The sequence below is a fragment of the Pseudomonas sp. TH10 genome (genome assembly GCF_016651255.1).
Taxonomy (GTDB): Bacteria; Pseudomonadota; Gammaproteobacteria; order Pseudomonadales; family Pseudomonadaceae; genus Aquipseudomonas.
On sequence record NZ_JAEKEG010000029.1, the window covers coordinates 49,995 to 65,981 of the forward strand.

At 51.1% G+C, this 15,987-nt stretch carries 19 protein-coding genes and 1 pseudogene; 9 read left to right on the forward strand and 11 right to left on the reverse strand.

From position 1 onward, the window contains the following. Window positions 1–4: 4 nt before the first annotated feature. From JFT80_RS03960 to JFT80_RS03970, 3 genes are all read right to left on the reverse strand, one after another. Complete coding sequence (locus JFT80_RS03960) at window positions 5–436, reverse strand: pyrophosphatase (RefSeq protein WP_201147025.1); 432 nt, start codon at window positions 434–436, stop codon at window positions 5–7. 242 nt (window positions 437–678) lie between these two features. Beyond that, window positions 679–1,935 (reverse strand): hypothetical protein, encoded by a 1,257-nt coding sequence (locus tag JFT80_RS03965; protein WP_201146986.1) that lies wholly within the window; start codon window positions 1,933–1,935, stop codon window positions 679–681. 35 nt (window positions 1,936–1,970) lie between these two features. Continuing rightward, window positions 1,971–3,005, reverse strand: a complete 1,035-nt coding sequence (locus tag JFT80_RS03970; protein ID WP_201146987.1) for a glycosaminoglycan attachment site — start codon at window positions 3,003–3,005, stop codon at window positions 1,971–1,973. A 329-nt stretch (window positions 3,006–3,334) separates the two neighbouring features. On the opposite strand from JFT80_RS03970, the gene JFT80_RS03975 reads away from it, so the two are divergent. Beyond that, window positions 3,335–4,198, forward strand: coding sequence for a hypothetical protein (locus JFT80_RS03975; protein ID WP_307833039.1), 864 nt, complete (start codon window positions 3,335–3,337; stop codon window positions 4,196–4,198). A gap of 25 nt (window positions 4,199–4,223) precedes the next feature. On the opposite strand, the gene JFT80_RS03980 is transcribed toward JFT80_RS03975, so the two are convergent. Next, window positions 4,224–5,153, reverse strand: coding sequence for a bacteriophage abortive infection AbiH family protein (locus tag JFT80_RS03980; RefSeq protein WP_201146988.1), 930 nt, complete (start codon window positions 5,151–5,153; stop codon window positions 4,224–4,226). A gap of 94 nt (window positions 5,154–5,247) precedes the next feature. After that, complete coding sequence (locus JFT80_RS03985; RefSeq protein WP_307833042.1) at window positions 5,248–5,775, reverse strand: helix-turn-helix transcriptional regulator; 528 nt, start codon at window positions 5,773–5,775, stop codon at window positions 5,248–5,250. 217 nt (window positions 5,776–5,992) lie between these two features. Between JFT80_RS03985 and JFT80_RS03990 the strand changes: the two genes are divergently transcribed. From JFT80_RS03990 to JFT80_RS04005, 4 genes are read left to right on the forward strand one after another with little or no spacing between them, the layout of a single operon-like run. Beyond that, complete coding sequence (locus JFT80_RS03990; protein WP_201146990.1) at window positions 5,993–6,496, forward strand: hypothetical protein; 504 nt, start codon at window positions 5,993–5,995, stop codon at window positions 6,494–6,496. Window positions 6,497–6,499: 3 nt separating this feature from the next. Next, complete coding sequence (locus JFT80_RS03995; protein WP_201146991.1) at window positions 6,500–7,228, forward strand: metallophosphoesterase family protein; 729 nt, start codon at window positions 6,500–6,502, stop codon at window positions 7,226–7,228. A 16-nt stretch (window positions 7,229–7,244) separates the two neighbouring features. Next, entirely contained in the window at window positions 7,245–7,649 is a 405-nt protein-coding gene (locus tag JFT80_RS04000; RefSeq protein ID WP_201146992.1) for a hypothetical protein, read from the forward strand. A gap of 48 nt (window positions 7,650–7,697) precedes the next feature. Next, a complete protein-coding gene (locus JFT80_RS04005; RefSeq protein WP_201146993.1) occupies window positions 7,698–8,054 on the forward strand; it encodes a hypothetical protein in 357 nt (118 codons plus the stop codon). A 110-nt stretch (window positions 8,055–8,164) separates the two neighbouring features. Here JFT80_RS04005 and JFT80_RS04010 read toward each other — a convergent pair whose 3' ends face one another. Both JFT80_RS04010 and JFT80_RS23780 read right to left on the reverse strand, forming a co-directional pair. After that, window positions 8,165–8,464, reverse strand: a complete 300-nt coding sequence (locus JFT80_RS04010) for a hypothetical protein (protein ID WP_201146994.1) — start codon at window positions 8,462–8,464, stop codon at window positions 8,165–8,167. Window positions 8,465–9,450: 986 nt separating this feature from the next. After that, on the reverse strand, window positions 9,451–9,603 hold the full coding sequence (locus tag JFT80_RS23780) for a hypothetical protein (protein ID WP_242482767.1): 153 nt from the start codon (window positions 9,601–9,603) through the stop codon (window positions 9,451–9,453). A 149-nt stretch (window positions 9,604–9,752) separates the two neighbouring features. On the opposite strand from JFT80_RS23780, the gene JFT80_RS23785 reads away from it, so the two are divergent. From JFT80_RS23785 to umuC, 3 genes and pseudogenes are all read left to right on the forward strand, one after another. After that, on the forward strand, window positions 9,753–10,328 hold the full coding sequence (locus JFT80_RS23785) for a hypothetical protein (protein ID WP_242482768.1): 576 nt from the start codon (window positions 9,753–9,755) through the stop codon (window positions 10,326–10,328). Between the two features lie 457 nt (window positions 10,329–10,785). After that, a pseudogene (locus JFT80_RS04020) lies at window positions 10,786–11,219 on the forward strand (LexA family protein). Further along, the gene (gene umuC, locus JFT80_RS04025) at window positions 11,206–12,486 is read left to right on the forward strand and encodes a translesion error-prone DNA polymerase V subunit UmuC (RefSeq protein ID WP_307833043.1); all 1,281 of its coding nucleotides are present in this window, start codon (window positions 11,206–11,208) and stop codon (window positions 12,484–12,486) included. Before JFT80_RS04020 ends, umuC begins: the two are co-directional and overlap by 14 nt. A 265-nt stretch (window positions 12,487–12,751) precedes the next feature. Here umuC and JFT80_RS04030 read toward each other — a convergent pair whose 3' ends face one another. Genes JFT80_RS04030 through JFT80_RS04040 form a run of 3 tightly spaced genes read right to left on the reverse strand, consistent with a single transcriptional unit; the run spans window position 12,752 to window position 14,899 of the window. Continuing rightward, window positions 12,752–13,108, reverse strand: a complete 357-nt coding sequence (locus JFT80_RS04030; protein WP_201146996.1) for a hypothetical protein — start codon at window positions 13,106–13,108, stop codon at window positions 12,752–12,754. A gap of 14 nt (window positions 13,109–13,122) precedes the next feature. Beyond that, the gene (locus JFT80_RS04035; RefSeq protein WP_201146997.1) at window positions 13,123–13,593 is read right to left on the reverse strand and encodes a DUF4435 domain-containing protein; all 471 of its coding nucleotides are present in this window, start codon (window positions 13,591–13,593) and stop codon (window positions 13,123–13,125) included. Continuing rightward, window positions 13,586–14,899 carry an AAA family ATPase gene (locus JFT80_RS04040; RefSeq protein WP_201146998.1) on the reverse strand — a complete coding sequence of 438 codons (1,314 nt, stop codon included), beginning with the start codon at window positions 14,897–14,899 and terminating at the stop codon, window positions 13,586–13,588. The genes JFT80_RS04035 and JFT80_RS04040 overlap by 8 nt, the downstream gene beginning before the upstream one ends. Before the next feature lie 432 nt (window positions 14,900–15,331). On the opposite strand from JFT80_RS04040, the gene JFT80_RS04045 reads away from it, so the two are divergent. Next, on the forward strand, window positions 15,332–15,604 hold the full coding sequence (locus tag JFT80_RS04045; protein ID WP_242482769.1) for a hypothetical protein: 273 nt from the start codon (window positions 15,332–15,334) through the stop codon (window positions 15,602–15,604). Here JFT80_RS04045 and JFT80_RS25315 read toward each other — a convergent pair. Next, the gene (locus JFT80_RS25315; RefSeq protein WP_374091319.1) at window positions 15,577–15,981 is read right to left on the reverse strand and encodes a nitroreductase; all 405 of its coding nucleotides are present in this window, start codon (window positions 15,979–15,981) and stop codon (window positions 15,577–15,579) included. The genes JFT80_RS04045 and JFT80_RS25315 overlap by 28 nt on opposite strands. Window positions 15,982–15,987: the final 6 nt, after the last annotated feature.

The following is a 15,987-nucleotide window of genomic DNA, read 5'->3' on the forward strand; positions in this document are numbered from 1 at the left end:
GGGGTTACTTTTGGGCTGGTAGGCTCGCCAGGAGCTGCTTGATTTGGGGTTCGGGCTTCCAATAATTGGGGCCCTTGAGGAACTTCCCATTCTCATCGTAGATGGGTTTGCCATCGGCTCCGAGCTTGCTCTCGTTGCTGTCCATGATCAGATCTAGGACGGCTTCAAGAGGGATGCCGTACTTCATGGCCTCGGAGCGGCAGTACACGATGACGTCGCCGAGAAGGTCTGCAATTGCGACCTGGACATCGATGGCATCGTCCCCCCGACGAATCTGCTCAGCAATGTCATCGATTTCGGCAACCTCATCGAGCAGCGTCCGCTTGAATTTCAGAAGACGATCCTCCGCATCTGAGAAGAGGTGCGGGGTCTCATGGATGGGCAGCTTGTACATCTCATTCATTGTCTGGATGCGGTCGCGAAAACTTTTGCTCATTGATCCATCTCTGTTGGTGAGGCTTTGGCAGCAGACACTACGCTTCTTTTTCAGAACAAAGCAATCCCAAACACCGTGGCCGACCATGATCATTGGCAAGGCTCTACGGACGCCCTCACGACCCTTTTGCTTCGCGGTTTGAGGTTAAGCTGGATGCTTTCATGGGCGCGGACGCCGTTACCAGCAACGTCCACCCACCTTGAGAAACCTTGGGGGGATCCTTGGTTATGCCATGCCCATTCTCATTTGCTGCCTTGGGCTTCGGCTAGGTTCGATGCGGATGTCCCCGGTACCAGCCGGCTGAAAAAATCCTGAGCCGTTGTAAACCATGAGCCGTACCAACCCTCGTAGTTTTCGGCGATCGGATACTTGTGGTCATAGTCGAAAATGTCGTCAAACCAGTTAGTACCGGCAGCGTTGGTTTTCTTCATGAAAAGTGCAGGGTGGGTTTGCCCTGATAGGATGTCGGCATGCTCCTTGGGGCCAATCACCCTGCCATAGATTCGCTCCCGGTAGTCGTCCGCCAGCTGTTTGAGCATGTCGTACACCTCTGGGATTTGGTGGTGATCTCCCCACCAGGCCGCGAAGTTTATGTCGAACACTACGCTGTAGATCTTCCAGTTCTTTGAATGCATGTGAGCCAGTACTACCAACTGTTGAGTTTTGTCGTTGATCAGCACGTGAACCGATGCTGGGCATGCGTCCTTCAACCACTTCATTTGTTCCCAGTGGTAAGTAGATATGGATTCTACTGAGAACATATCCCTTTCCCCATGGGTTAGCCATTCGGCGCAGACGCCCGTGGCTTTGCAGACACTGGCTATCTCTGCCTGGCTCATCTCGATCGTCTCAGACTCCAAATAACCGAGTCGCTGTTCGCTATCGTAATCGATCAGGTCGACGAATTGACTTGGTGACATCGACAGACTCGTTCTCACGGCGATAACCCGTATACCGCAGTTGTAAAAGCGTTTTTTCGTCTCGCTAGGATCTGCAATGGGGAGCGGCTTTTGCTCTGCATCCAGCCTCTTTCTCACCGCCGAAATTTCCACAGCGCAAAGGGCTTCGGTGATCTCAGGGCTTTCATTGGCAAGGTAAGCCAGCCGATCAAGGGAGTAGGTGGTTGATGCCCAGCCATGGCGGGCACATGCTTTGCGAAAAATCGCCTCGCTCGTGCCCACTGAAGCCGATACGCAGATAACGACTTCGTCGATCTTGTCGCGGATTTCGCAATCCTTGCGCTGGAGCTTTTCAATGTCGTCCAAGATCTTTACTTTGAGACCGGGGCCCTGACCGCTGCAGAGTACGGCTATGTAACGGTCATCAGCCTTCTTGTAGGCCAGCAGATCAACTGGGCCCTTTGTTACCCGACCCAGGTAATTCAGCGTATCGGTCAAGCACTCGTAATCGCTGGACACGGTTGGCAGCAGTCGACGCACGAACTTTTCGAGCTCTGCGCCGTGCAGCAGCCCGATCTTGGACTTCAGTAGTTCAATCAAATCTATCCATCCCTATCTGCAAGAAAATCCGGTCTTTAGACCTGCTCCGGAATATCAGTGAGTTTTACCGTTTGCAGCATCCTCAATAGCAAAAAATCGTCCGGGGCGTTCATGATGAGCTCTCCGTCCGGGGCGACGTTTACTTCACACAAACGAGGGTGACTCAGCAATCCCGGTGGCAGGGGGTGCCGAGCGAAGGGATTGTGGAGTACATACAATCCATCCATCAGATGTTCGCTGTAGTCTCGTTTTATCGCGGAACGCATGATCGGATGCAGGCTTCCTAGGTTGGGGTGGAGCGTGCAGTAAACGGAGAGGGCATCAGGGTTCTCGGCTAATGCCCTTAATTTCCCCCAGGTCGCAAGACTGCTGTAGACGATAGCGGAGACCTCGGCATACGAGTCATCGCAAAATAACCCGACTTCGATGTTGGTATTGGCATTTTTCGGGGCGGCTGTGACGTTGTAAGAGGCGACGTGTGTATCGCCAGATTTGGTCGCAGCTTCATCGTGATACAGCCCATAGAGTGCGGCCATGATCGGGCGGCCGGCTGCAAAATGCGCGTGCGGTCTGTCGAATGATGCAATGCCTATGACGAAGGGTTTGTCTTGAGCGTGCCCAAGTTTTGAGTAGCTGTTCCTATATTTCCTGACCTTTGCATCGAAGCTGTTGCAGATCCGCAAGGTGGACTCGATGTTGAAGTCTGTGAAGTCTTTCGGTGGATGGGCCATGGAGAAGCCGTAAGCGGGCTGCCCTCCAGCCGGCGGGTTTGCGATCGTCGCTTCCAGGCAAAATGGGACTTCACCCTCAACGACAAAATCGGGCGCGTGGTGACGAGGATCAATCGGCAGCCCCCATTCCTTCAGAGCCGCGAACAGATACAGCTCCCAAAGCGAGGACTCGAAGGTGGTTTGAAGTTCTTTTACAAACTTTCCATCACGATCTTCGAAGCCCTCGGCCCATTCAGACAGCACGGCGCGTTCAGGGCCATAGATGGCTGCTGTCATCATCTGGAAGATCGGATGCTGCGCGGCGGTAGCGACCTGAGGGGAAAACAGATCAATGGGCATACGCTGAGCACTCCATCATGGCGATTTCAAGATTGATTGCGGGGTCACTACCAATATCGAGCATGGAGTCTTCCTTGTGTCCTGAGTGCTCATCGGCGCATTGAACGGCCAGCTTCGTCCTCGTCGGTAGCTGTCCTTGATGACGGCCATTGTAGCTAAAGGCCATCAGCTTGGCAGGAGGCCCCTGATGCTAGGATCGGCTTGACTCTTGCCGGGGCGAATGAGGAATCCACTGAATTCTGACCAGCCGCTCCGTGCCTTTGGATACCCTGTTGGCGATCCACGCGAGAACAGGCGATGATTGCCCCCCATCAAAACGGAGGTGTCAGGTGTTGCTCACAAACAAGGACGTAATCAAGGCGTTCATCGCAGATTTCAAGTCGATGCATCATGATGATCAGCAGCCCGATGTGGTGTGCGATTTCGACGGTGATCCCGCCACGCTTGCCCAAATCGTGGAGATCGCTGGCAAGCCAACCCTGAGGTTTTCCTACCGTTTCGCGGACAGTGCCGTGAACGATCACAGTGATTTGTTTTACTGCTTGATCATCGCTGGCCATGAGCTGGCTCACTGGGCCAATGCCCATACCAAGCATCTGGATAAAGACGATCTCGACAGCAAAGCCATCGAGATGTGGGCTGATTTCTTCGGCACCAGGCTCGTGTTCACCGCTGTGGCACGCTGCACGAAGGTTAAGGAAATCATCACTGGGCGATTGCGTACTCCCGCTTTCGATGCCGTCGGGCCAGATTCTTTGCTACCGGAGTACGGAAGGGCCCTACGTCGTGTGTACGACACCGTGTTCGTGCCTGCTGGTATTTCACCTCAATACCCATCGCCCAATGAACGGGCGCACATCTGCGCTGCCGGCGTCACCTCCTTCTTCAATCGGCATCTGGGTCAAATGCATCAGGGGAGAACCATCGTCGCATTGAGGAGCGTTCTTCTGGAGCCGTTCAAGGATCTCCTCGACCATTTCCAGCAGGACGTCACTGCGGACGATAGCGATGAACTCACCTTCCGGAATATCGAGATTCATCTGGGGCTTAAGCAAGGTAGGGCGCTGATCACTCCCGGCATTCGGCCTCAATTCAACCAACTGGTTGGCACTCATTATCTCGGGCATGACGAAAATATAGCCCATCGCGAGCAGCTTCGAGATACGGTTCGGGCTTGGGGCGTTGACATCTAGATCTCGGCTTCTGGCATCCCGTACATTAGCGACGTTGGTCAGCCACGATGGCGTGGAACTCGCTCCATAGCCTGTAGCGGATTCGCTCAGGGGGGACGCCGACCGCTTCAAGGCGAGCTGTCTTTTCTCCGACATCGTCATCCGGCAGAACGGCGACTATCCACGGCACCAGTCTGTGCTTCAACGCTTGCACTACGGCTGCGAGGTAAGGGCCATCCACTGGACTGAGCGAATGCCCAAGCACCACGACCTGATCTACCTCTTCCAGGCCTGCAAAGAAATCGGCGTTGTCTTCGATGATTTGTTTGGAGGGCTTGAAGGTGTCTGAGAAATAATCATCCAAGGACTGCATGGCTTCGATGAGACGATGGTCTGAGTCTTCGCAATTTACGACTTCGAACAGAGATGTCCGTTCTTCTGGGGCCCAGGCGTGGCCAAGTACAAGCTCGGAATCGGCGTCCGTCGACTCACCATGGATGTGCAAGATGTTATCGGCGGGCACATGGTAGACGCTGGTCAGCGTGCTGGTGTAATTGAACGTCAGGTAGGTGGCGTTGATGTCCAATCCCGCCAGGCGGTTATGGGCGCTCCGGGCGTCGGGGATCTGAATGGTGTTGACCCATTCGGCAAAAAGCTGGTGGAGCGTCCCTCCCAATCCACCTGCCACCCGGTCGACTTCGTATTGGAAGTCATGGTGGCCAGAGTCGCTCCACTCCTCTTCGGCGTACGATCCCATGAAGTGTTCAAGGCTGCTGACGATATGGTCGGTGTCCAGGTAAGCGAGAGCCACTTCCAGATCAGCCCAGCTTTCACCCGCCGGCACATAGTCCTCAATCCAGTCATAGACGTCGCGATCATGGGATCTGACATAGGCCTTGAAATGCCCGTATCCGGTGGGCAAGCGGTGGTTCAGATCGAACCCGTTGCCGATGATGTAGAGGGTCTTGGTGAGCATGCGTGAGACCTCATCGATTAGAGCCCTACAGTGCTGCCCAAGAATGGCCGGCTGTGGAAGCCACCGCTAGAGCTAAGCCGCGAGGTACTTAGACTCATTGACTGGCGGCGGATCCAGAATCTGAATGCCAAATTTTATGAACGGTTGAAGCAGCCATCCCTAGTTTCAAAGATGTCTGCTTCTGCGTCATTCCTTCAGCTTTGCAGGCAAGCACGGCCTGAATTCTCTCTACCGGTATAGGTCGCTTGCCGGCTTTACCTGTTACTAAATCACCGCCTTCAAAATGGCTCGGTAAACCAGAGAGAACCCCTAGCGCTTCAAGCTTTTTCATCTCTGCGAGCAGACGGGCATTGAACGAAGTGAGAGATTCTTGGCGCTCGTAAATGGATGCCATCGCCAATAAAGCAAGTGGGTCGACATCCAGTCGCGCGCTGATGCGCTCGAGCATATCGAGTGTGATGTTGGACTTCGCGTGCTCGACATTGTGCAAATGCCGCGCTTCCACTGCGCCACCTAGTTGCTCTTGAGACAGCCCTCGAGCAGTTCTGATCGAGCGTAGGATCGCTGCCAGCGTTGATCGCGAAGGCATGGGTGCTTCCCGTAAAGGGAAGGATAAAGCCACATTGATCAATTCCTATCCATGCAATATAGTGCGTCATTGTGAATTTCGGGTGAGTGGCTACGGCCGCACTGCAGTCGAGCCGAAGTTTGGGCTCCGTCGTCAGCAGCGGTTTAGTCCAGATTTGTCAATTTATAGGATTTATCGCTGAGGGAGGTTGCTTGCGAACTTGGCGCGCCGCCTTTCGAACTGCAGCACCGCAAACGAGGAAATCAGCATCATGTTTATTTCAGATGAGGCTTGTATGGTCGGCTTACCGGGCTTCCCTGGGCCTGGCAGCACGGCTTGGCGGATGGTCGAGCGACATTCGGAAGATTTTTGGTATCACGTTCGCTTTCGCATTTGTGAAGGAGCGAGGGTTCGGTTCAAAAAATTGATGCCATCAGACCCTTCGATGCTGAAACACCTACTCTCGCAGCGGAGCCCAGAGCACAAGATTGAGGTGGTTCAGGTTGTGACTTCCCCTTGCATGAATGGGAGTTCTTTAGAACGTATGGAAAAGTTGATCAGTGCGATCGTCGGCTACGACAGAAACGGTGAGTGCGTACTTCTTCATAAAGTCGATAGCGGAGCAATCTACAGCAGCTCGCCCGGCATGATCGACGCAGGCTTGCTCAGCAATATTCGAACGATCTACAACGCCATGACTGCCGCCGGGATGCATTTCCATTGCACCAATTATCAGACCCCGAATCTCTCTGCCGCCACAACCGCAGCAGGTTAATTCATGAAGATCCAAATTTATTCAGACCTGCACAACGAGTTCGCTCCGTTCGAGCCCACCCCAACCGAAGCGGACGTAGTGATTCTCGCCGGCGACATTGATATCAAATCACGTGGCGTTAGCTGGGCGAACGAGGTGTTCCAGTGTCCGGTGATCTACGTGTGTGGCAACCACGAGTACTACGGTGGGCACATCGAACACACTCTGCGCAAAATGAAGGAGGCAGCAGCGACTCATGTCCGCCTACTCGAAAACGAAGTCCTGATACTGAATCAAACCCGGTTTTTGGTCACTACCGCGTGGACGGATTACTCGTCGACCGGCGATGCTGTTGTGTCACAGCGTGTCGCTTGGGAGTCGATGAACGACTTCACCATGATCAGAATCGATGAAAGCTTTCGACGCTTACGCCCGAATGACCTGATAGCTAAATCGAAGGCCGCGCATGCTTGGCTGACTCAAGAACTAGAAAAGCCTTTCAACGGCAAAACAGTTGTAGTCACGCACCATGCTCCAGCCTTGGATCACTTAGGTGATGAGCTTCCTGAAGACCTGATTGCGGCCTATGCCAATGATTGGCCAGAGTTGTTGGGTATGGCCAATCTTTGGGTCTACGGGCATACGCATTTCGCAGCGGATTTCATCAAGAATGGTTGCCGGGTGGTTTCCAATCCGCGCGGGTATCCGAATCAAAAAACAGGTTTTGATCCGAATTTTTTGATTGAGATTTGAGAGCCTTGGTATTGCTATGGTCACGTTGGATGAAATCGCTCAACTGCTCTACGGAACCGAAGGGGAAACTCCTGGTTGGCAAGGCTCTCAGGAAGACCTAATTTCCTTGGCAGCAAAGTCATTCCCAGGCAAAGCATTCTGCATCGTTCGCCAGTGGACTTTGATCGACCTCACCGTGACACCTGATGAAAAGGAAAAGCTCACGAAGCTCGGCCTGCTTCCCATGACCCTATTCGCTCACGAGATAGTCCTGGACAGCGGAGGTCGTTTCCAGCCCGGCATGTGGGTACGCAGCAATTTCGGAAAATCCTTCATTGAAGGCTGCATGTTTGAAACCAAAAATACGGTGTACCTACTTCTTGCAGCAGGCCAAAGAAAAGAAGCAAGCTCGGCTGCCGCGTTTTCGATGTCCGCTGGGTGAATTGGGACGCCGCAAACACATATTGAATAGTTATGGAGCTTTGGCCGGATGCCTGAAGAAATTGCAGTCGAGATTCACGGTAAGGATGTGAGTGACTTTCAGCTGAGTCGCTTGGTGCGAGCGAGCGACCGAAAGTACAGCGTGCCAATTACCGCTTTCATTAGTGACGCTTTCATCGCCGAGGATACGTGTGCAGGTGTTTCTTTTGAACATGCAGAGAAACACGAGGGCTACCGCAAAGCAGATGGCGCCATTCTGCGCACAGGAAAAATTCACACCGTGCGAAAAGAAGGGCGTTTCTGGCTGCTTGAAACACGAGGAGGCAATTACGTCGTCGCAAGCTTCATGCGGGGTGTGGGGCGGGTAAGTTTTCTTAAATTTTTGAGCACCGGCGAGCGTATCTGAGTACTCAGTCAAGGAGCTCCGAAGCAGCAATTCGGAGCCCTTCATTTGGTTGGCTCTCTTTTGTGATTCCCCTAAGCAATTGTCTGTTACCGCGAGACTAGAGATCGGGTTCAGTAGCCGAACTCGCTCAACAATTTATGCAAAAACTCCCGCCGCCTTTGCACGATGCACAGGATCAAATAGTCTCTGTCGATGTCTCTCGTCGACAGATGCCCGGCATCCACCAAGCCATGGATGTAGCCTTCAGCTTTGCCCCTTGCCTCGAGCAACGCCTCAATGGAGGTGCTTTTGTAAATGTCGCCGGCGATCAGGTGCCACCGTTTCTTTTGGCGGCGCCCAATAGGATCGTCCGAAAACTTTGGTGCGTTGATCAATGCATCGAAATCGTTAGGTATGCTGGTTGTTCTCAAGATGGATTCTCAGGATGTTGACATCTGAGATGAGGCTATCATGCGCACACTATATGGCCGGTTACTGGCTGTCGTATTGCTCACCAGCCTCGCAATCCGAGAGATAAAACCTTCGATATTCATATCAGCCAGATGATTTGGCCCGCGCCATCCGGTGAGAGATGAAGCTCCCCGGTATTCGTGTGAGGCCTGATTTTGCTGGTCTAGATGTCTCCCGGGCCGAGAGATAAAACCCTCAATATTCGGTTCTCCCGGCTGATTTGGCTCCTGGCGCCGGGTGATAGATTAAACCCCCAATAATCGTCTGAGCCCGTGTTTGCGGGCCCAATACAGGCAGGGAGCCGAGAGATGAAACCCCTGATATTCGTCTAAGGCCCGAGTCTGCTGGTCGCGGCCACGAGGCCGAGAGATGAAACTCTTGATATACGTTTCAGCCAGGCAGATTCAGCCCGCGCCAGCCGGTGAGAGATGAAACCCTCGATATTCGTCTGAGCCCAAATGCTGCGGGCAGCAGCCCCGAAAATACAACTCACACGGCTAGCCGCTTACGCGAAGAAGCGATTTGCAGCAATGGCGGCGGCTAAGCGAAAACGGTCAGAGTTCACCCCGCTTGAACTCTTGGGCAACCTGCAGATATTGGGTTTCAGCCCGGTATTCTCCGCTCCGCTATCGATGCTCATCTTAGTGACCTTATGGCTTTCTGCAGCAGCTACGCGAAGCAGGGTGGGGCAGCCAGTGCCTATTGGTTGGTTAACGAGCCACCCCGCTGAATCGTCACAACCCATGGGCTATGATGATTCAGTCGAGACCCACCAAATGACCGAAGCTCTCTCCTATGGAAGATACTCCCGGCGCTCCCATTCCAGCCGATGACTTGTCCGACGATGTTGTGACAAGAGAATCGCTTTACGAACAGGCTTGGTCGACACCCATGACCAAAATCGGCGAACGATATGGGGTGTCTTCTAGCTACTTGGCACGAGTATTCACCAGCTTAAGTATTCCTCGTCCACCGGTTGGGTATTGGGCTCAAGTTGCAGCGGGAAAAGGTCAAGCTCGTCCAGCGCTGCCTGAATCTCGGCCAGGCGATCTGACTGCGTGGAGTCGAAACGGAGCACCTCTTCGGGTTTCTCGTTCATTGCCAAAAGGACGTCAGCAAACAAGCCGGAAGACGACTACAACTTCGGCTGCACTGCCTCGCAGGCACCCGCTTTTACTAGATATTGAAGAACATTTTAAGAAGGTTCGGGAAAGCGAGAATGGATATTTACGGCCCACGAAACGTTCCATGGCTGATTTAATTGTGAGCCGCACCGGGATCGCCCATGCGGTCGGCTTTGCAAACCATTTGTACTTGGCTCTGATGAAAGAAGGCCTTGCAGTAGCGCTCAGCGATCCTGCTACACATATGAATCGTGAGTCAGTTGACCATAGGGAAAAGGCTTCGACGAGGTACATACACCCTTCACTGTGGCAGCCGCAACGTCCTACGGTGGTTTACATCGGAGCCATAGCTTTTGGTTTGACCATCTACGAGATCAGTGAGTACGTCGAGGTTAAGCACGTAGACAAGGAGTACGTTCGGCTGAGTTCGCTTCCGGCCAATCAACGTCGCTCTCCTTATCGTGATGGGTGGGTAATGAGTACCGATATGCCTACCGGTCGCCTCTGCCTCCAAGTCTATTCGCCTTACTACCGTGCAGATTGGATTCATCGCTGGAGCGAGGACAAACCTGGCGATTTAATCAGCAAAATTCCAAGCATCGTAAAACACTTGATTGCTGAAGCCCCCGGGCTTGCCAAAAAGTCGAAGTTGAGCGGGAAAGGGCCGACCTTGAATGGCAGAAGCAGCAATTGTAGATAGCCGAATGGCAAAGAAAGGAAGTCGAAAAACGTCGATTCAAAGTGATCCAAGATAGCCGTGACCAGCTAGAGGCTGTGATACAGACTTGGGCAAAAGGTAAACAGCATTCAGGTGTTTTTTGACGACATTGAGAGATGCGCACATAAGCTTGGTGAAGAGGAACGGAAAGTCGTTATGGAGCGGTTGGCTCAAGCAAAAGAACTGATCGGGGATTTGGACGCGTTGAAACACTTCAATGGCTGGGAGCCTCCAGTGTTTTAGTGTGTTTTGAACGCGATTTCGCATCTGGCGGCGGCACCCCGAAACCGATCATGACTCAGCTCGCGCGGCCTCTTCGCCAACCTCTGGAATGGCTACTACCAAATCCATCGGTCGCAATTTTCCTCCCCCAAGATTGACCGCAAGCACGCTTCGACGTTAACTGTATGCATATACAGTCTCGATCAAGGCATGCATCATGAGCGTCACCATTCTCGGCCCGTTGACAGCAGGGGAGTTCAGCTTCCGTTTTACTCGTTTAAAGTCCCGGCAGGCTTCCCATCCCCGGCTGCGGATCACCTCGAGCAACACATCTCCATCGACGAGCTTCTGGACATTCGAGCACCGCATATCTACCTGGTGCGCATCGAAGGACGCAGCATGGAAGGTGCTGGGATATTCGATGGTGATATGGCTGTGGTTGATCGCTCGATCACCGCTGAGCATGGACACATCGTGATTGCGGCTGTGAATTGCGAGCCGGTCTGCAAGCGCCTTTGCAAGCGCGGGCCCAACATCATCTTGATGTCCGAGAACGTAGGTTACCCGCCGCGATACATCCTCGAAGGCGATGAGCTGATCATCTGGGGTGTGGTGACATTCAGTGTGCGTGCCCATGATCCGAAAGCCTGATCCAGTCTTCGCCCTGATCGATTGCAACTCGTTTTATGCGAGCTGTGAGCGAGTCTTTCGCCCAGACCTGGCGAAGACCCCCATTGTGGTTTTGTCCAACAACGATGGCTGCGTCATCGCTCGCAGTTATGACGCGAAACCATTCGTGAAGATGGGTGAGCCTTACTTCCAGATCAAACACAAACTCAAGCAGCACGGCATCGTGGCCTTCTCATCGAATTACGCGCTCTACGGCGATATGAGCGAGCGTGTGATGAGTGTGATCGAGTCGCTGGTACCCGCCGTCGAGATCTATAGCATCGATGAAGCCTTTGCTAATTTAGCTGGCGTTCCAGGTGATTTGGAGGCGCTAGGGCGACGGATCCGTGCGCAGGTTTATCGAAGCACTGGCATCCCTGTCGGAGTAGGTATTGCCGGGACGAAAACTCTCAGCAAGTTAGCCAATCATGCGGCGAAAAAATGGCAAGCCCAGAGCGGAGGTGTCGTCGACCTTCGCGACCGAACTAAGCGTGAGTGGGTGCTGAAGAAATGCCCGGTTTCAGACGTTTGGGGTGTCGGACGCAAGATGACTCTTCACTTGGAAGGTATGGGCATTAAGTCAGCTTGGGATCTCTCCAAAACCGATCCCTGGACGTTGCGCAAGAAATTCAGCGTAGTGATTGAGAAGACGGCACGGGAACTCGCGGGTACGCCATGCCTTGAGCTCGATGAACCTGACCCACCGAAGCAAGAGATCTGCTGCAGCCGGATGTTTGGCAAGCGTCTCACCGAGATTGCTCCGATCAAAGAGGCCGTCGCGACGTACATGATGCGAGCGACTGAAAAGCTCCGCGCGCAGCAATCACTGTGCAAAAAGATAAGGGTCAGTATTCGCACCGGTATGTTCAATCCAGAGGAAGCAAAATACGCCAATGGTGTTCTGGTTGAATTGGCGTATCCAACTGACGATGTGCGATTGATGACCAAGGCTGCAATGGAGGCTGTTGATCGTGTGTTCCGACCAGGGTTCAAGTACAGCAAGGCTGAGGTACTCCTGCTCAACCTTTGCCAAAAAGGTGAGTACACGGAAGATCTCTTTTCGATCTCTCAACCGGTAGCCACCGAGAAAGTGATGGGTGTTCTGGATGCCATTAATTGCAGGTGGGGTAGGGGAACATTGCGTCTCGCGAGCGTGCCGATTGACCCTGATTGGGGTATGCGGAGGGAGATGATGAGTCAGAGCTTTACGACTCGGGTGGATCAGCTTTGGACGGTTTATTGCAACTGACCCTCTCTAACGCGCAGGAAACGCACTGCCTCCGCCTAACATTGAACAGCACGGTTGTGGGCGCTTATGGTCAGAATTAATTATTACTGATCATAAGCTCTGGAATGCCATCTATATATTTGGTGATTCAATCATTAAAGGCGTTGAGTCTAGAAAATTTGTCTATAGATTGAGTTTTAGTTAAATGTTCGCCCTACTAAAGAAAGTATTTTTTGTTTTATGTAGCGCAGGGAGTCGATGTCGGTGTTTTGAAATGCTTGAGTCCTCAGTATATCGGGGCTAATAAAGGAAGGGTTTCTGTACAAGCATTTTGCGGGCTCGTCATTCGTGCACGATTGACATTGAGGTATTTTTGATTCATAACATCTAGCGGGAAGAGTTTTAATTTGATCATATAATATGTCAGAGTAAACTTCATGTATCCACTTCCCTTTGCATATTTTAAGTATTGAATCCATTGAATTGGATAGTCCAAGTGTGGTGGCAAAGCTATCAAGATCTTCGCTTTTTCTCTTGCTTTGGCATCGAGGCCTTGATTTAAGATAGCCTTGATCGGTTTTGAATATCCATATTCGGCGTTATAGTTGCGGTCGCATGCGTTTTTCAAGGCTTCTAAAGACAAGTAGTATAGAAACTCTAGCTGCTGACTGCTTTGGTCGAAGATTTTTTTATAAATTCATCTTTTGTCAATTTCAACGTGGCGTTTGTAAATCTTGGAATTAGATATCGTATTGAGCATGAATTTATGTAGTGGCTTTCTATGGAATAGTAATTCAGAGGAAATATTGCAGGGTCTTCAGGCATTTCTTTGCGGTAGTATCGTGCGTCTTTGTCAATAATGCCTAGTATGTGTTTCTCCACAGGTATGTCTGACGACACCAAGCGTATATCCCTTATATTGTCGATGACGCCGTTGCAGCCCTCTCGCCCACCATGCAAAGTTTCAGAGGCATAAATGTCGCATTCAACGTTGATTGATATTGATATTCTTTCATAGATAGGTACGTCATCTATACCCTCTACTATCAATATTGGGATTTTTGTCATGATTGCAAGGTTTAATAGTTCGTCTGCGGAAAAAGCCATACTAGAGGTTTTTTTACTCATGGCTGCTCTCATAAGGATCTAATTCTACCAACGATGAAGGTTGACATTTTGCAAGAATCGGGCTGTGAGATGCCAATATAATTTGAGTATCGGGCGCTAAATCTTCGAGGAGCTTAACCAAGCTACGTTGCCATGCAGCATTGAGTGAAATTTCCGGCTCATCTATGATCAGAAAATCTCTGTCTCGTGCATCAATTACTACGAGTGCAAGGAACGTAAATAAATGTCTTTCACCACTGGAAAGGGTGTCAAGCCCAAATTCCTCTCCACGAACGGTTAAGCAAACTCCATCGTTGCTTATACTGATCGCTTTACCTTCGCCAAGAAAGTAGTTGAAGGTTTCTATTAATATATTGATCGAGTTTAACAGCTGTTTTTCAAGCTTGAGTTCTTTGAGCATGTTCCAGATTAGTTGGCAAAGGATAGGATTATTAGTTGCCGAATAAGCATCCTCTTCGCAATCAATATTTGCTAGAATACCTACAATCCTATTTTTGAAATTATTATCTGGGCCGTCTTCGAGAGCTTCAATAATTCGATCTTTGCCTGCAGCTATTTGTGCGCCTAAGTCACTTGGTACACTGAAAGCTGTGGGAGTTTCAGCCTCTGAGTCGATAGCTATTGCTAACGTATCAAATAGCGCATTCTGAATTTGCTCTGATGCAAAATCTCGAGCTAGTCGATATCGATCAATTAGCAATAGTTCTATGTTGCTAGTCTTTATGCTTTGAAGGAAGGCGTGATCGCGCTCTAGTTGCAATTCGTTCTTTTTGCCTCTACGGATATTTCGATTTCTGACGGTGCCTTGTCTAGTCAGGTACGATGCAAGTTGCTCGGATAGCTCATGAGTAGCTGCACGACCTAGATCGATCTTGCTATGATTCGAAAGAAATCTATATATATCAGTGCTTTCGACTGCCGCAGCTTGAATAGTTATCCCCCTGTCTACTCCCATTGACAGAGACCTAGTGCTGGCTAGCGGGCAGTCATCAAACTCTTCCCAGTCATACGAGTGAATTGCAGATATATTTTCTTCTTCATGAAACTCCATGAAGGCGTGAATAGCAATTTCATGACTTTCGTCAAATTCATCGACGAAGCTAATAATTATGGAGTTAACATTTTCCCTGGCCAAAGCTCCATCATCCTTAGATAGAACGGCATGTATCAGTTTTAGGAATGTAGTTTTTCCACTTCCATTGTCACCAAAAATTATTGAAGTTTGTGATCCTGAAAACTTGACAGTTGCTTCTCTCTCAGATGATTGGAAGCCTACAAAGCGTATTGAATCTAAAATTAACCTCATTTCCGAAAAATCCTTTGCATTTCGCTTCCCTGGGTAGCACGTGCTGAAGACATTCTTTTTATCAGAATCTACGGCAGATGCATAAGGCTTTCTAGAGGGAGTTTTCCTTCCGAAAAAATCAGTTTTTTATCCCCAGATCGATTTTTATAGCTGCTGAGGTACTGAGGCTTAAAAATTGGCACCAACCAGCATGTGTGTTGGCCACCTGACATCTATTGAAATTAGTACTCCCTTAGTACCGCTAAACCGGCCCGTGCTCCCCGAGCGCCACCTTCGACCCTGGCCAACGTTAGCTGCGCAGGATTCCCAAAACTCACCTAATGATTTTGGACACTTCAATCGGGCGCTATGATAGCGTCCAAATCTGATGTGTTTGGATATGCGTAGATCTTATTTCAGTGAGTTCAAAGGTTCAAACTCAAAGCCGCCAGCATGGTGCTGGACGATGGCCAGTCAGTTCCCCATGTCCGTACCAGCCTGGATATGGCCCCTACCGCCTTGCGCCGTTGGGTCGGCCATGTTCGTAAAGAACGCTTGGGTTCGACCCCGGAGGGGGCCAAGGCGATTACCGCCGATCAGAGAGGGATTCAGCAGCTCAAAGCGCTACTCAGGCCAAAAGACTTGGACATTGAAATCCTAAAGGGCCAGTGCTTTCCTGCTTTTATATCGGGAAATAATCATGGGCAGGTCTCATTATTATGGTGAAAAACTGCGAAAACACTGACTGGCTCACGCATCGTTACCAGTGTGTTTTCAATAGCCACGGGATCGGCGTAACCAAGACTCATGCCACATACCAGCATCTGCTCGGCTGGGATGTTTAGAACGTCTGAGATGACATTGTGGTATTTGAGAAATGCGGCCTGCGGACATGTGTGCAAGCCTCGGCCACGTGCAGCCAGCATGACACTTTGCAGGAACATGCCGTAATCCAGGAGGCTGCCTTGCTCAAGCCCTTTGTCCAATGTAAACAGCAGACCAACCGGGGCATCGAAGAATCGGTAGTTACGCCCGTGCTGTTGGTGCATGCGTTGCTTTTCACCCTTGGTAATGCCCAGCAGCCCATAGAGATCCCAACCCACCTTACG

Coding starts and splice junctions, on each gene's coding strand:
- JFT80_RS03960 (WP_201147025.1), bottom strand. CDS start 436: ATGAGCAAAAGTTTTCGCGACCGCATCCAGACAATGAATGAGATGTAC.
- JFT80_RS03970 (WP_201146987.1), bottom strand. CDS start 3,005: ATGCCCATTGATCTGTTTTCCCCTCAGGTCGCTACCGCCGCGCAGCAT.
- JFT80_RS03980 (WP_201146988.1), bottom strand. CDS start 5,153: ATGCTCACCAAGACCCTCTACATCATCGGCAACGGGTTCGATCTGAAC.
- JFT80_RS03990 (WP_201146990.1), top strand. CDS start 5,993: ATGTTTATTTCAGATGAGGCTTGTATGGTCGGCTTACCGGGCTTCCCT.
- JFT80_RS03995 (WP_201146991.1), top strand. CDS start 6,500: ATGAAGATCCAAATTTATTCAGACCTGCACAACGAGTTCGCTCCGTTC.
- JFT80_RS04000 (WP_201146992.1), top strand. CDS start 7,245: ATGGTCACGTTGGATGAAATCGCTCAACTGCTCTACGGAACCGAAGGG.
- JFT80_RS04005 (WP_201146993.1), top strand. CDS start 7,698: ATGCCTGAAGAAATTGCAGTCGAGATTCACGGTAAGGATGTGAGTGAC.
- JFT80_RS23780 (WP_242482767.1), bottom strand. CDS start 9,603: ATGAACGAGAAACCCGAAGAGGTGCTCCGTTTCGACTCCACGCAGTCA.
- JFT80_RS23785 (WP_242482768.1), top strand. CDS start 9,753: ATGGCTGATTTAATTGTGAGCCGCACCGGGATCGCCCATGCGGTCGGC.
- JFT80_RS04035 (WP_201146997.1), bottom strand. CDS start 13,593: ATGAGTAAAAAAACCTCTAGTATGGCTTTTTCCGCAGACGAACTATTA.
- JFT80_RS04040 (WP_201146998.1), bottom strand. CDS start 14,899: ATGAGGTTAATTTTAGATTCAATACGCTTTGTAGGCTTCCAATCATCT.
- JFT80_RS04045 (WP_242482769.1), top strand. CDS start 15,332: ATGGTGCTGGACGATGGCCAGTCAGTTCCCCATGTCCGTACCAGCCTG.